Raw genomic sequence first — 16,389 nt, forward strand, 5'->3', positions numbered from 1 at the left:
AAGAAGCTGTTGATGCATTAATTGATAATGGTCGCCGTGGACGTCCAGTAGCTGGACCAGGTAATCGTCCATTGAAGTCACTTTCTCACTTACTTAAGGGTAAGCAAGGACGTTTCCGTCAAAACTTACTTGGTAAGCGTGTTGACTACTCTGGTCGTTCCGTTATTGATGTTGGTCCATCATTGAAGTTGAACCAAATGGGATTACCAGTTCCAATGGCACTTGAATTATTTAAGCCATTTATTATGCATGAATTGGTAAAACGTGGCCTTTCCGCTAACGTTAAAGCTGCTAAGCGTAAGATTGATCGCAGTGATGATGATGTCTTTGATGTATTGGAAGACGTTATTAAGGAACACCCAGTTCTATTAAACCGGGCACCTACTCTTCACCGGTTAGGTATTCAAGCGTTTGAACCAATCTTGGTTTCTGGTAAGTCAATGCGTCTTCACCCATTAGTATGTTCAGCATATAACGCTGACTTTGATGGGGATCAGATGGCTATTCACGTTCCATTATCTGATGAAGCTCAAGCGGAGGCACGTTTGTTAATGCTTGCTGCTCACCATATTCTTAGTCCTCGTGACGGAGAACCTATTGTTTCACCATCACAGGATATGGTTATTGGTAACTACTACATGACTACTGAAGATAAGGGTCGTGAAGGTGAAGGAATGATCTTCAAAGATACTGATGAAGCTGAACTTGCTTACCGCAATGACTATGTTTCATTACAAACCCGTGTTGGAGTTCAAGTATCTGCATTCCCTGAAAAGCCATTTACTGATGAACAACGAGGCAAGATCATGGTGACAACTGTTGGTAAGCTTCTTTTCAACCGAATTATGCCAAAAGATTTTGCTTACATTAACGAACCAACAGATGCAAATATTCAAAATGGTGTTGATGATCGTTTCTTCCTTGAACCTGGTCAAGATATTCATGAATACCTTGAAAATGCACCATTAGTTCCACCATTTAAGAAGGGCTTCTTATCTGACTTGATCGCTGAAGTATACAAGCGTTACAAAGTTACGAAGACTTCTCAATTCTTGGATCGTATTAAGGACTTAGGTTACTACGAATCAACTATTTCTGGTCTAACGACTGCTATGTCTGATATTCATGATTTACCAGAAAAACCAGAAATTCTTGATAAGGCACAAAAGCAAGTTGCTTTAATTACTAAGCAATTCCGTCGTGGTTTAATTACAGACGATGAACGTTATGAACGAGTAATCGGTGCATGGAACGATGCTAAGGATGAAGTTCAAAACAAGTTAATTGAACACATGGATATCCATAACCCAATTAACATGATGTCCGACTCTGGTGCGCGGGGTAACATTTCAAACTTTACTCAGTTAGCCGGAATGCGTGGATTGATGGCATCACCAAACGGTAAGATTATGGAATTACCTGTTAAGTCAAACTTCTATGAAGGACTTTCAGTGTTGGAAATGTTTATTTCATCACACGGTGCTCGTAAAGGTATGACTGATACAGCCTTGAAGACTGCCAACTCAGGTTACTTAACTCGTCGTCTGGTTGATGTTGCGCAAGATGTGGTTGTTCGTGAAAAAGACTGTGGTACTGATCGCGGACTTGAAGTTACTGCTATTACAAACGGTAACGAAATGATTGAACCACTTTATGATCGAATCATGGGCCGTTACACTATGAAGTCTGTCTTTGATCCTAAGACTGGTGAAAAGATTGTTGGTAAGAATGTCCTTATCGACGAAGAAATGGCTCAAAAGATTGTTGATGCCGGCGTAAAGAAAGTAACTATTCGGTCAGCATTTACTTGTAACACTGAACATGGTGTATGTGAACGTTGTTATGGACGAAATGCAGCTACTGGTGACCGTGTAGAAGCTGGTGAAGCTGTCGGAACTGTTGCCGCTCAATCAATTGGTGAACCAGGTACTCAGTTAACCCTTCGTAACTTCCACACTGGTGGGGTTGCTGGTAACGATGATATTACTCAAGGTCTTCCACGTATCCAAGAAATTGTTGAAGCACGTAATCCTAAAGGTCGGGCAACAATTACAGAGGTTACTGGTGAAGTTGTGTCTATCGAAGAAAATCCTGCTGAACGGACGAAGGATATTACGATTAAGGGTGAGACTGATACCCGAACTTACACCCTTCCAATTACAGCACGGATGAAAGTTGCTGAAGGTGATTTCATTCACCGTGGGGCACCACTAAATGAAGGTTCGATTGATCCTAAGGAATTAATCCAAGTTCGTGATGTTCTTTCTACTGAAACTTACCTCTTATCGCAAGTTCAAGGTGTTTACCGGATGCAGGGTATTGACTTGTTAGATAAGCACGTTGAAATTATGATTCGTCAAATGATGCGGAAAGTTCGTGTCATGGATCCAGGTGATACCGACCTTCTACCGGGTCAATTGATGGATATCAGTCAATTCCGTGACGCTAACAAGGATACCTTAGTTGCTGGAAATATTCCTGCAACAGCTCGTCCTGTTATTCTTGGCATTACTAAGGCTGCCTTAGAGACAAACAGTTTCTTGTCCGCTGCTTCATTCCAAGAAACTACACGTGTATTAACCGATGCTGCTATTCGTGGTAAGAACGATCCGTTGGTTGGATTGAAAGAAAATGTTATTATTGGTAAGATTATTCCTGCAGGTACTGGTATGAGTGCTTACCGGAACATCAAGCCAAAAGAAGTTAGTGTAGCTGCTTACTCAATTAAAGATATTGAGGCTAAGTTAAAAGAAGAAGATAAGCAAAACTAATTGGCTGGACATTTAGTTAAATACGGTAAACACCGTACCCGTCGTAGCTACTCGCGAATTAAAGAAGTTCTCGAATTGCCAAACCTTATTGAAATCCAAACCGATTCTTACAATTGGTTCATGGAAAAAGGTTTGCGGGAAATGTTTGATGATATTATGCCAATTGATGATTTTCAAGGAAAACTTTCTTTGGAATTCGTTGACTATCAACTTTTAGAACCTAAGTATACTGTTGACGAAGCTCGTGAACACGATGCTAATTACTCAGCACCACTTCATGTTACTTTACGGTTAACTAACCATGAAACTGGTGAGATTAAGTCTCAAGATGTATTCTTTGGTGACTTCCCATTAATGACTGACCAAGGTACATTCATTATTAATGGTGCCGAACGAGTTATTGTTTCACAATTAGTTCGTTCACCAGGTGTCTACTATAGTGAAGAAAATGATAAAAATGGTCGGCCAAACTACGGTGCTACCTTTATTCCAAACCGTGGCGCATGGTTAGAATACGAAACTGATGCTAAAAATGTTTCATATGTTCGAATCGACCGGACCCGTAAGTTACCAATGACTGAATTGATTCGTGCATTGGGCTTTGGCTCTGACGATGAAATTATTGACATGTTCGGTGGCGATAGTGAGACATTATCATTAACCTTGGATAAAGATGTTCACAAGAACGCTGAAGATTCTCGGGTTGAAGAAGCCTTAAAGGACATTTATGAACGGCTTCGTCCTGGTGAACCAAAGACTGCTGATTCAGCACGGAGCTTATTAACAGCTCGTTTCTTTGATCCAAAACGTTATGATATGGCACCAGTTGGTCGTTATAAGACAAATAAGAAGTTAATGCTTAAGTACCGTTTACTTGGACAAACTTTAGCTGAAACTTTAGCTGATCCTGATACTGGTGAAGTATTAGCACAAAAAGGTGATACGGTAACTAAGGAATTGCTTAATAAGCTTGAACCTTACTTAGACCGTGATGACTTTAAGACTATTACTTACACTCCATCAGATGAAGCGGTTGTAACTGAACCAGTTAAGTTACAAAAGATTTTAGTATATTCTAAGACTGATCCTGATCGAGTTGTACCTATTATTGGTAACGGTCATATCCCATTAGAATACAAGCACATTGAACCAGCTGATATTCTTGCTTCCTTAAACTACTTCTTTAACTTACAAGAAGGTATTGGTAGTACAGACGATATCGACCACTTAGGTAACCGTCGTATTCGTTCAGTTGGTGAATTACTTCAAAACCAATTCCGGATTGGTCTTGCACGGATGGAACGAGTTGTTCGTGAACGGATGTCAATTCAAGATCCTGACACTGTTACTCCACAGCAATTAATCAATATTCGTCCAGTGGTTGCTTCTATTAAAGAATTCTTTGGTTCATCCCAACTTTCCCAGTTCATGGACCAAACTAACCCATTAGGTGAATTAACTCATAAGCGTCGTCTTTCAGCTCTTGGTCCTGGTGGTTTAACTCGTGACCGGGCTGGATATGAAGTGCGGGACGTTCACTATACTCACTATGGCCGGATGTGCCCTATTGAAACACCAGAAGGTCCTAACATTGGTCTTATTAACAGTCTTTCATCTTACGCACGGGTAAATAAATATGGATTCATCGAAACTCCATACCGTCGTGTTTCCTGGAAGGATCACAAGGTAACTGATAAGATTGATTACTTAACTGCTGACGAAGAAGATAACTTCATCATTGCTCAGGCTAACACGCCATTAAATGATGATGGTTCATTTGTTGACGATCAAGTAATGGCTCGTGATAAAGATGACTACATCGAAACCAGTGTTGAAAACATTGACTACATGGATGTTTCTCCTAAGCAAGTTGTTTCTGTTGCCTCTGCATGTATCCCATTCCTTGAAAACGATGACTCCAACCGTGCATTGATGGGTGCTAACATGCAACGACAGGCTGTTCCTTTGATCAATCCTCATGCTCCATTGGTAAGTACTGGTATTGACTACAAGGCTGCCCATGACTCTGGGGTTGCGATGATTGCTAAGAAGCCAGGAACGGTTGAATATGTAGATGCTCGTGAAGTACGGGTTCGTGAGGAAGATGGAACACTTGATACTTACAAGTTAATGAAGTTCCGTCGTTCAAACGGTGGTAAGAACTACAACCAACGCCCAATTGTTAAGGTTGGCGAACATGTTGATGCTGATGACGTGTTAGCTGATGGTCCATCAATGGAACAAGGTGAATTAGCTCTTGGACAAAACCCATTAATTGCCTTCATGACTTGGCAAGGATATAACTTCGAAGATGCCATCGCCATTAATGAACGATTAGTTAAAGACGATGTTTATACTTCTATTCACATCGAATCATACGAATCTGAAGCACGTGAAACCAAGCTTGGACCTGAAGAAATGACGCGGGAAATTCCAAACGTTGGTGACGATGCTTTGAAAGATCTTGATGAAAACGGAATTGTTCGTGTCGGTGCCGAAGTTCATGATGGAGATATTTTAGTAGGTAAGGTTACTCCAAAGGGAATGACTGAATTATCTGCCGAAGAACGTCTTCTTCACGCTATCTTTGGTGAAAAGTCACGTGAAGTTCGTGATACTTCATTACGTGTTCCTCACGGTGGTGGCGGAATCATCCAAGATGTTAAAGTCTTTACTCGTGAAAATGGGGATGAATTATCACCAGGTGTAAATACAATGGTTCGTGTTTACATTGCACAAAAGCGGAAGATCCAGGTTGGGGATAAGATGTCTGGACGTCATGGTAACAAGGGTACTGTTTCTATCGTTGTACCAGAAGAAGATATGCCATACATGCCAGATGGAACTCCGATTGATATTATGCTTAGTCCAATGGGTGTGCCAAGTCGTATGAACATTGGTCAGCTTCTTGAATTGCACCTAGGAATGGCTGCTCGTCGTCTTGGAATTCATATGGCTACTCCAGTATTCGATGGTGCATCTGATAAAGATGTTTGGGATGCTGTTCGTGAATCTGGATTCCCAGAAGACGGTAAGACAATTCTTTATGACGGTCGTACCGGTGAACCATTTGAAAATCGGATTGCTGTTGGTTCAATGCACTACCTTAAGTTAGCTCACATGGTTGATGATAAGATTCACGCTCGTTCAACTGGTCCTTACTCACTTGTTACTCAACAGCCATTAGGTGGTAAGGCACAATTTGGTGGACAGCGTTTCGGTGAAATGGAAGTTTGGGCTCTTGAAGCTTATGGTGCTGCTTACACTCTTCAAGAAATCCTTACTTACAAGTCAGATGATACTGTTGGTCGTGTTCGGACTTATGATGCAATCATCAATGGTCAACCAATTCCTAAGCCAGGTGTTCCAGAATCATTCCGTGTTCTTGTTAAGGAATTACAAGCATTAGGTCTTGATATGAAGGTTCTTGATGGTAACAACAAGGAAATTCAGTTAAAGAACATGGACGAAGATGATGATGAAGTTGTAAATGTTGATGCATTAGCTAAATATGCAGAAGAACATAAAACAGACGATAAGAAGAACGAAGAAGAAAACAAGTCTGAAGCAACTTCAACAACTACCGATGACAAAACTAATCAAAATTAAATGAAGCGAGCAGAACAATTAGAAAAGACAAGACAAGCAATCTTAAAAACCGCTACAAAGTTATTTTTACAAAAGGGATTTGGTGAAACTTCAACACGGGATATTGCCAAACAGATTGGAATTACGCAACCGGCTTTATACCACCACTTCAGCGATAAAGAGGTTTTATATCTGGATGTAATGACAAATTTATGTGGAAAAGTTCGCCAAGATATTAATAAAGTAATGCGTAAACATGATTTGTCACCGAATGAACAATTATGGCAAATCACCAAGGCATTAAAAAAACATCATCCATTAAGTATTTATGACCAATACAATCAGGCAATGCGCCTATTATCGAAGAGTGCACAGCAAAAGCTTAATATGATCTTTACAATGGATTATCTAGAACCAATTGCAGCATTTTTCCGTCAACCAGATGTAGGGTTACGTCCTGATATTCTTCCTAAAGAAGCTGCTGAATTATTTATTGCAGGACTAACTCCAATTTTTGGCACTTCGCAATTAATTGGTGGCCATTCAATTACACCAGAACAACGTGACCAATTAATCCTAGACTGCATTATTAACGGTTTATCAAATTGGGGCGGAAAAAATTAAATGGATAATATGTTCACGCCAAGTGCAAAGCATGTTCTAGCAATTGCACAAGAACAAGCAAAATACTTTAAACACCAAGCAGTAGGGACTGAACACCTTCTGCTTGCCCTCTCAATGGATAAAGATGGGATTGCTAACAAAATATTTGAACAATTTTCTATTACGAACGATGATATTCGTGAAGAAATTGAACGCTTAATTGGCTATGGAACGATGGAAAATCTGGGAGCTTCAGATTATCTCCCATACTCACCAAAAGCAAAGCAAGTATTATCGTTAGCAGGTAAAGAAGCCCAACAAATGCATGCATTGAAGATTGGCACTGAACACTTATTATTAGCCTTAATCGCTGATGAAAGTGTTCTATCTTCACGGATTTTATATAGTCTAGATGTTGTGCCACGACAGATGAGAAAAGTAATTTTACGGCGGTTAGGGATTGCTGATAGTCAGCAACGCAATCCTAATCGTCAATCATCTCGTCGACGGATTCAGCAAACTGGTACACCAACATTAGATAAACTAGCTCGTGATATGACAGAACTTGCTCGGAATGGTCAGCTTGATCCTGTAATTGGTCGAAATAAGGAAGTTAAACGTGTGGAACAGATTCTTAGTCGTCGTACCAAGAATAACCCAGTTTTGATTGGAGAACCGGGAGTAGGGAAGACGGCAATTGCTGAAGGACTTGCTCAGCGGATGGTTGATGGTAAGGTTCCAGCTGAATTGGCTAATAAACGTTTGATGATGCTTGATATGGGATCATTAGTTGCAGGTACCAAGTATCGAGGAGAATTTGAAGATCGTCTTAAAAAAGTAATTGATGAGATTCAAAACGACGGGCATGTGATTCTTTTTATTGATGAACTCCATACCTTAATTGGTGCTGGTGGTGCTGAAGGTGCAATTGATGCCTCCAATATTTTGAAACCGGCCTTAGCGCGAGGCGAGTTGCAAACAATTGGTGCTACTACGCTTGATGAATATCAGAAATATATAGAATCGGATGCAGCACTTGAACGACGCTTTGCCACTGTTCAAGTTGATGAGCCGACTACTGACCAAACCCTACAAATCCTGCGAGGACTACGACCAAAGTATGAGGAGCACCATCATGCTAAAATTACTGATGAAGCGCTAGAAGAAGCAGTTAAATTGTCAGATCGTTATATTTCGGATCGATTCTTGCCAGATAAAGCAATTGATCTTATTGATGAATCGGCAGCTATGGTTCGAATTGATGCTGAAGATAAGAAAAATCATCAGCCTTCACTAGAAAGTCAGTTAGAAGATTTGCGAACCCAAAAAGAAGAAGCAATTGATAATCAAGACTTTGATCGTGCAGCTACTCTTCGTCAACAGGAGTTAGCACTAAAAGATAAGATTGACCGTAAAAAACAACGCACTCAACAAAAAGATTCTCATAACTACAAATTGAAAGTAACTGGTGAAAACATTGCACAAGTTGTTGCTGAATGGACAGGAGTTCCTTTAACTCAATTGAAGAAGAGTGAAAGTGAACGATTGGTTAACTTGGAAAAGGTTCTGCATCAACGAGTAATTGGTCAAGATGAAGCAGTTACCGTAGTCGCTAAGGCAATTCGGCGTGCACGAAGCGGTCTTAAGGATCCTAGTCGGCCGATTGGTTCTTTTATGTTTTTAGGACCGACCGGGGTAGGAAAAACAGAGCTTGCCAAGGCATTAGCTGCTGCAATGTTTGGCTCGGAAGATAATATGATCCGGATTGATATGTCCGAATATATGGAAAAATATAGTACTAGTCGCTTGATTGGTGCCGCTCCAGGATATGTCGGTTATGACGAGGGTGGCCAACTAACTGAAAAAGTACGGCAACATCCATATTCAGTTGTCTTATTAGATGAAGCTGAAAAGGCACATCCGGATGTATTTAATTTATTACTTCAAGTTTTAGATGATGGTTACTTAACTGATGCAAAAGGTCGGCGCGTTGATTTTAGAAATACCATTATTATTATGACTTCTAACCTTGGAGCAACTCAGCTTCAGGATGAAAAAGAAGTTGGTTTTGGGGCAAAAGATATGTCACAAGACTATAATGCGATGGCAGCGGCGATTAAGCAACAAATGAGGTTATACTTCCGCCCAGAATTCCTTAATCGGATTGATGAAACGATTATCTTCCATTCATTACAAAAGAAAGAGCTTCATCAAATTGTTAAACTCATGGTTAATGATTTAAATAAACGGGTAAGTGAGCAAGGCATTAACTTGAAAGTTACGCCTGCTGCAATTGATGTAATTGCAAAGCTTGGTTACAATCCTGCTTATGGAGCTCGTCCGCTTCGTCGTGCCTTACAAGATCATGTTGAAGATGATTTGAGTACTGGACTACTTAGTGGTGAAATCAATGTTGGAGATGACGTAACAGTAGGTGCGCATCACGGTAAAATTACTTTTAAAGTAAAAAAGCCAGATGAAGATAAAGCTGTTGAATTAAAATTGAATAGATAAATGGAGAATAAAAGTATTTCAGATATTATCGAAGCATACTTAAAAGAAATACTTGGTGACTCAGCTCAGGTCGAAATTCGTCGTTCTGAGATTGCCAACCAGTTTGATGTGGTACCGTCACAAATTAATTATGTTATTAAAACGAGGTTTACCATTCAAAATGGTTATTTAGTAAAGAGTAAGCGTGGAGGCGGCGGATATATTCGAATCGAGCGAGTTAATTTACTTGATGACGTAAATGTGCTAAACTCACTTATTCAAGCAATTGGCGACTCGGTTCGTGAACGTGATGCTTTTGATATTGTTCGAACGTTATATGAAGAAGACGTGATTACGAGACGTGAAGGAGACTTAATGCTAGTTGCATTATCTAAACAAGCACTAGCAGTTAATGATAGTAAGATTGAAGATCAACTTCGCGCCCGTATATTAGTATCATTCTTGAATCGACTTCGCTATGAAAGTTAAATGAAAGCTGCTGTTATTAACGATCCAGTAGACGGTTTTGTTACTGTTAAAGATGTTCAACTTCGGGATTTAAAGCCCGGTGAAGCTTTAGTTGACATGGAATATTGTGGCCTTTGTCACACTGATTTACACGTTGCTGCTGGAGACTTTGGTAAGAAGCCAGGTCGTATTATCGGTCATGAAGGGGTTGGTCGTGTATCTAAGGTTGCCCCTGGGGTTACTTCATTAAAAGTTGGCGATCGTGTATCAATTGCATGGTTCTTCAAGGGCTGTGGACACTGTGAATATTGTTTAACAGGTCGTGAAACTCTTTGTCGGAATGTTCTTAATGCGGGTTACACTGCTGACGGTGCAATGGCTGAACAATGTATCGTACCAGCTGACTACGCTGTTAAGGTTCCAGAAGGTCTTGATCCTGTTGAAGCTACTTCATTAACTTGTGCTGGTGTTACGATGTACAAGGCATTAAAGGTTGCTGACATCAAGCCAGGTCAATGGGTATCAATCGTTGGTGCTGGTGGTTTAGGTAACTTGGGTATTCAATTTGCTCACAACGTATTTGGTGCTCATGTTATCGCTGTTGATGGTAATCCTGATAAGCTTGAAGCCGCTAAGAAGAATGGTGCTGAAATTTTAATTAACCGTCATGACGGTGATGTTGATAAGCAAATTCAAGAAAAGGTTGGCGGTGTTCACGCTGCTGTAGTAACAGCTGTTTCTCCCTCTGCATTCGATCAAGCAGTTGATTCACTTCGCCCAGATGGTAAGCTTGTTGCCGTTGCGCTTCCACAAGGTGACATGAAGCTTAACATTGCTAAGACTGTTCTTGATGGTATCATTGTTGCTGGTTCATTAGTTGGTACACGTCAAGACTTAGCTGAATGTTTCCAATTTGGTGCAGAAGGTAAGGTTCACCCAATTGTTAAGACTCGTAAGTTAAGCGAAATTAATGATATGATCCAAGAACTTAAGGATAACAAGGTTGTTGGTCGGAATGTTGTTGATTTTGTTCACAACGATAACGACTAATCCTAAATTTCAAGAATAAGTTAGCCACTGGACTCAAATAAATAATACTGACCAATTGATTATTGGTTGATGGAGCTGTGATATCTCTTGGTAGAAGGCCTTACGATAGATATCCATTGACGAATGTCGTCCGAAATTGGTCATTGGGAACTAGACACTATTCAAGGTCATAAAGATGGCAAGGATAGCGTTGTTCTAGTAATGACTGATCGTTTTTCACGGGTTAATATTACGAGAAAAATTACCAGTAAAACTGCATATGCAGTGAATCATTTTTTTGTTGAGTTGCGTCAGAAGCTTGGCAAGAATGCTTACTATCGCATTTTTAAAACAATTACTTCTGATAATGGTTCTGAATTTAGTGAGTTAACGCGAGTTCATGACCATGTTTTTTACACTGACCCATATTCTCCTTGGGAACGCGGATCCAATGAAATCAATAATCGTTTTCTCCGGAAGGAGATTACTAAGGGCCAAGCTATTAATGATTATAGTAGTGCTCAGATCATAGCGACTAATGATTGGATGAATCACTATCCACGAGCTATATTTAATGGACATTCGTCAATGGATATCTATCGTAAGGCCTTCTACCAAGAGATATCACAGCTCCATCAACCAATAATCAATTGGTCAGTATTATTTATTTAAGTCCAGTGGCTAACTTATTCTTGAAATTTAGGATATCCGAAATTGGTCATTGGGAACTAGACACTATTCAAGGTCATAAAGATGGCAAGGATAGCGTTGTTCTAGTAATGACTGATCGTTTTTCACGGGTTAATATTACGAGAAAAATTACCAGTAAAACTGCATATGCAGTGAATCATTTTTTTGTTGAGTTGCGTCAGAAGCTTGGCAAGAATGCTTACTATCGCATTTTTAAAACAATTACTTCTGATAATGGTTCTGAATTTAGTGAGTTAACGCGAGTTCATGACCATGTTTTTTACACTGACCCATATTCTCCTTGGGAACGCGGATCCAATGAAATCAATAATCGTTTTCTCCGGAAGGAGATTACTAAGGGCCAAGCTATTAATGATTATAGTAGTGCTCAGATCATAGCGACTAATGATTGGATGAATCACTATCCACGAGCTATATTTAATGGACATTCGTCAATGGATATCTATCGTAAGGCCTTCTACCAAGAGATATCACAGCTCCATCAACCAATAATCAATTGGTCAGTATTATTTATTTAAATGAAGAGCTATAAAAAACAAAATACTGTTCTTAGCTATTGGCGTTACTTTGCTAAAGGGATTAAATATACATTAATCATTACAGTTGTCTCTGTTATTTTTGGTTTCCTATTAGGAACTCTCTTTGCACTAATGCGGCTTTCAAAGAACAAATTCTTACATTCAATTGCTGTTTGCTACATTGAATTTCTTCGGGGTACGCCAATGATGGTTCAAATAATGTTTGTTTACTTTGGGATTGGCGCAATTATTCAATCACTTCCGGCTCTCCTTGCTGGGATTATTGCCGTTTCACTAAATTCCGGTGCCTACGTTGCTGAAATTATTCGTTCTGGGATCCAATCCATTCCACTTGGACAAACAGAAGCTGCTCGAAGCTTGGGGATGAGCAAAAGCGAAACATTCAGATATGTGATTATGCCCCAAGCACTTAAAAATATTTGGCCAGCATTAGGAAATGAGCTTATTACTTTATTAAAAGATAGTTCATTAGTTTCTGTGATTGGTGTTTCCGAATTGATGTATCAAACACAATTAGTGCAATCAGCAACTTATAAAGGAGTTTTACCTCTATTCATCACAATGATTATCTACTTTATCCTCACATTTACACTATCCAGGATTTTGCTTTACTTTGAAGGGAGAATGAAACATGCCCACTAAATGCCCACTAAAATGATTGAAATTAAAAACTTACAGAAAAAATTCAAAAATAATATTGTCTTAAAAGATATTTCCGAACATGTTGATAAGGGCCAAGTAATTTGTGTGATTGGCCCTTCAGGAGCAGGTAAAAGTACTTTTCTCCGCTGTTTAAATGCACTCGAACAACCAACAAGCGGACAAGTTCTTTTTGAAGGACAGAATCTGATTGGCTTAAGTGATAAAAAACTCGACCAATTGCGAGAAAAGATGGGAATGGTTTTTCAAAGCTTCAATCTTTTTCCTAATATGACAGTCCTTAAAAATATCACAATTGCACCAGTTAAAGTTAAAAATATCAATGAAAAAGAAGCAACTAAAACTGCAATGGAACTACTAGAAAAAGTTGGTTTAAGCGATAAGGCTCAACAATATCCGGATCAACTGTCAGGAGGGCAAAAACAACGGGTTGCAATTGCCCGGGCCCTTGCGATGAGTCCAGCAGTAATGCTCTTTGACGAACCAACGAGTGCCCTTGATCCTGAAATGGTTGATGAGGTACTAAAAGTAATGCGCGATTTAGCTGAATCGGGAATGACAATGGTGGTTGTTACTCATGAGATGGGGTTTGCTCGTGAAGTAGCAGACCAAATCTGGTTCATGGCAGATGGATATATTCAGGAAACTGGAAATCCAGAAGAATTTTTTGCCCACCCTACTAGCCCACGAGCACAAGACTTTTTGAAAAAGATTTTGAAATAAATGAAGAGAACAAATTATGCTGGGGATACAAATGAACAGCAAGTTGGACAAGAAGTTGTCTTAAAAGGTTGGGTAGCTAAGCGTCGTAACCTAGGTGGACTTATCTTTATTGATTTATGGGATCGGGAAGGAATTGTTCAACTAGTATTCAACGAAAAAGAAAATCCAGAAGCATTTGAAATCGCAAATGCGGTTCGTAACCAATATGTTCTTGAGGTTCAAGGAAAAGTTCAATTACGGGCAGAAAAAGAAATTAATCCAGATATGAAGACTGGAAAAGTTGAAGTAGCCGTTGATAAGGTTAAGGTATTAGCAAAATCAGAAACAACGCCATTTGATATTACTGATGGTGTTGATGCTTCTGAAGACTTACGGATGAAGTACCGTTACCTTGATTTACGGCGCCCAGAAATGATGCGTAATTTGAAGTTGCGGAGTAAGGTTGCTTCGATCGTGCACAATTATTATGATAATGAAGGCTTTATGGATGTTGAAACCCCTGATTTAACACGGTCAACACCAGAAGGAGCACGTGACTACATTGTTCCATCACGTGTTTACCCCGGTCATTTTTATGCTTTACCACAGTCACCACAATTATTTAAGCAATTGTTAATGGCAGCCGGAGTTGATAAGTACTATCAATTAGCACGTTGTTTCCGGGATGAAGACCTTCGTGGTGACCGTCAACCAGAATTTACGCAAATCGATACTGAAATGAGTTTTGCAACTCCTGAAGACATCCAAACAGTTACAGAAGGTTTAATTAAGCGGGTAATGAAGGAAATCGTGGGGGTAGATGTTAAGACTCCATTCCCACGGATGGAATGGCAAGAAGCCATGGACAAGTACGGTTCCGATAAGCCGGATACTCGTTTTGGGATGTTGATTCATGATCTTTCTGATATTGTAAAGGACAGTTCATTTAAGGTTTTTGCTAATACTGTTGCTGATGGTAACTATGTTCGTGCAATTCGCGTTCCTGGTGGAGCAGATAAGTATTCCCGGAAAGACATTTCTAAGTATGAAGAATACATTAAGCGTTTTGGTGCAAAGGGACTTGCATGGGTTAAGGTAACTGCTGATGGTTACAATGGTCCAGTTGCTAAGTTCTTAAATGATCAAGTTGCCCAAATCAATGAAGAAATGGATGCCAAAGAAGGGGACTTAATCCTCTTTGTTGCTGGTAGTTTCCACGTTGTATCAGATTCACTTGGCTACCTTCGTCGGGCAATCGCTGAAGAGCTAGATATGATTAAGCCTGACCAATGGAACTACTTATGGGTTGTTAATTGGCCAATGTTTGAATATGATGAAGGCTTTGGAAAGTGGATTGCCGCTCACCACCCATTTACAATGCTAAATGAAGAAGACTTACGTTATCTTGAAGATGGGGAAGATCCTCATAAAGCTCATGCTCAAAGTTACGATATTATCTTGAATGGTAACGAGATCGGTGGGGGATCAATTCGTATCCACGATCCAAAGATTCAAGAAAAAGTTCTCAAAGCTCTTGGATATACAAAGGAACGTGCAGAAGCTCGCTTTGGATTCTTACTTAAGGCCTTAACAATGGGAATGCCACCTGAGGGAGGACTTGCCTTTGGTTTGGACCGATGGGTTATGTTACTAGCTCAAGCTGATAGTATTCGGGATGTTATTCCATTCCCTAAGAACTCGAAGGCAGTTGAACCATTAACGGCAGCTCCAGGCAAAGTTAGTGAACAACAACTTGATGATCTTAAAATTGAATTTGATGAAAAAATTGATTATAAGCTCGATCAAGATCCAGATGAACAATAATTGGAAAGTCCAAATATAGCATGGTTTAAGCGCCTTCCATTAAAAAATCTCACTTCTGTTAAACCAGTCAGTGGTGGTGATATTAATTTAGCATATCAAGCCACAACTACTGATGGAAATAGGTACTTTATAAAGGTCCAACCTAACCATTCACAAGATTATTTCAGTCATGAAATTAATGGTCTCAAAGCTATCGGTAAGGTCATTAATACCCCAACCCCACTTTACCATGGTGAAATCGATGGGAATGCCTATTTAATTTTAAACTGGCTTGATGAAACTTGGGGTAATCAAGCCGACCTGGGATTAGCAGTTGCCAAAATGCACCAACAGCATAATGAAGAATTCGGCTTTATGGATAATCATCAAACCAAGGCCCTCGTAAAAGATAATTCTTGGAATTCAAGCTGGCTTGATTTTTATATTAATCAGCGCCTAGAACCAGAAGTACAAGTGGCAAGCCAACGTGGCCGATGGAATAAATGGCGACAAGAACATTACCAACAAATGGTTAATAAATTTACTGATTACTACCAACACCATGAAGTCATCCCTAGTCTTCTTCATGGTGATTTATGGGCCGGTAACTTCTTATTTGCTGGCGATCATAAACCATACTTAATCGATCCAGATGCATTATTTGGGGATCGTGAATTTGATTTAGCTATGACAACTGTTTTTGGCGGTTTCGATAATAGTTTTTATCAGGCATATAGCAGCGTCTTTCCTTTTGATGATCATTTAGAGGAACGCCTTTCGTGGTATCGTTTCTATTACCTATGCATGCATTTAATCTTATTCGGCGAGAGCTATGGTGGCGCAGTCGATCAAATTTTAAGTCAATACTAAACTGTGACATAAGTTAAGTTACTTTCATAAAAAGCAAATACGCAGTACAACAATGGCCTCTAATGTCCGGCAAACCGAACGTTAGAGGCCTATTGTTGCTTGTGGGGGCTCCCAGAGGCTAGCTTCGCGTCGAAAAACGAAGTCACAAGTGA

9 protein-coding genes and 3 pseudogenes (1 of these 12 cut by a window edge) are annotated in these 16,389 nt (G+C 39.8%); all 12 read left to right on the forward strand.

Annotated features, from left to right (window positions below; translation table 11 throughout):
- A protein-coding gene (rpoC, locus tag HHK02_RS05230; RefSeq protein WP_003672258.1) for a DNA-directed RNA polymerase subunit beta' crosses the window boundary here: on the forward strand, positions 1-2,771 show its 3' portion. Its footprint begins 865 nt before the window's first position; only the last 2,771 of its 3,636 coding nucleotides appear in the window; the start codon falls outside the window, past its left edge; its stop codon occupies positions 2,769-2,771.
- On the forward strand, positions 2,772-6,380 hold the full coding sequence (rpoB, locus tag HHK02_RS05235; protein ID WP_003664582.1) for a DNA-directed RNA polymerase subunit beta: 3,609 nt from the start codon (positions 2,772-2,774) through the stop codon (positions 6,378-6,380). It abuts the gene before it with no gap.
- Entirely contained in the window at positions 6,381-6,983 is a 603-nt protein-coding gene (locus tag HHK02_RS05240; protein ID WP_003664584.1) for a TetR/AcrR family transcriptional regulator, read from the forward strand. It begins immediately after the preceding gene.
- A complete protein-coding gene (locus tag HHK02_RS05245) occupies positions 6,984-9,476 on the forward strand; it encodes an ATP-dependent Clp protease ATP-binding subunit (protein ID WP_003672260.1) in 2,493 nt (830 codons plus the stop codon). It begins immediately after the preceding gene.
- A complete protein-coding gene (locus HHK02_RS05250; RefSeq protein WP_013923834.1) occupies positions 9,477-9,944 on the forward strand; it encodes a CtsR family transcriptional regulator in 468 nt (155 codons plus the stop codon). It begins immediately after the preceding gene.
- Positions 9,945-10,973, forward strand: a complete 1,029-nt coding sequence (adhP, locus tag HHK02_RS05255) for an alcohol dehydrogenase AdhP (protein WP_003672262.1) — start codon at positions 9,945-9,947, stop codon at positions 10,971-10,973.
- A 129-nt stretch (positions 10,974-11,102) separates the two neighbouring features.
- Positions 11,103-11,624: pseudogene (locus HHK02_RS05260) on the forward strand (IS30 family transposase); the annotation flags it as partial.
- A gap of 35 nt (positions 11,625-11,659) precedes the next feature.
- A pseudogene (locus tag HHK02_RS05265) lies at positions 11,660-12,181 on the forward strand (IS30 family transposase); the annotation flags it as partial.
- Positions 12,182-12,844: pseudogene (locus tag HHK02_RS05270) on the forward strand (amino acid ABC transporter permease); the annotation flags it as partial. It lies immediately after the preceding pseudogene.
- A complete protein-coding gene (locus tag HHK02_RS05275; RefSeq protein ID WP_085650388.1) occupies positions 12,845-13,585 on the forward strand; it encodes an amino acid ABC transporter ATP-binding protein in 741 nt (246 codons plus the stop codon). It begins immediately after the preceding pseudogene.
- Entirely contained in the window at positions 13,586-15,388 is a 1,803-nt protein-coding gene (gene aspS, locus HHK02_RS05280) for an aspartate--tRNA ligase (RefSeq protein WP_085650389.1), read from the forward strand. It abuts the gene before it with no gap.
- Positions 15,389-16,237, forward strand: a complete 849-nt coding sequence (locus tag HHK02_RS05285; protein ID WP_087215898.1) for a fructosamine kinase family protein — start codon at positions 15,389-15,391, stop codon at positions 16,235-16,237.
- The last annotated feature ends 152 nt before the right edge of the window (positions 16,238-16,389 follow it).

Origin of the sequence: Limosilactobacillus reuteri (genome assembly GCF_013694365.1) — a bacterium.
GTDB lineage: Bacteria > Bacillota > Bacilli > Lactobacillales > Lactobacillaceae > Limosilactobacillus > Limosilactobacillus reuteri_E.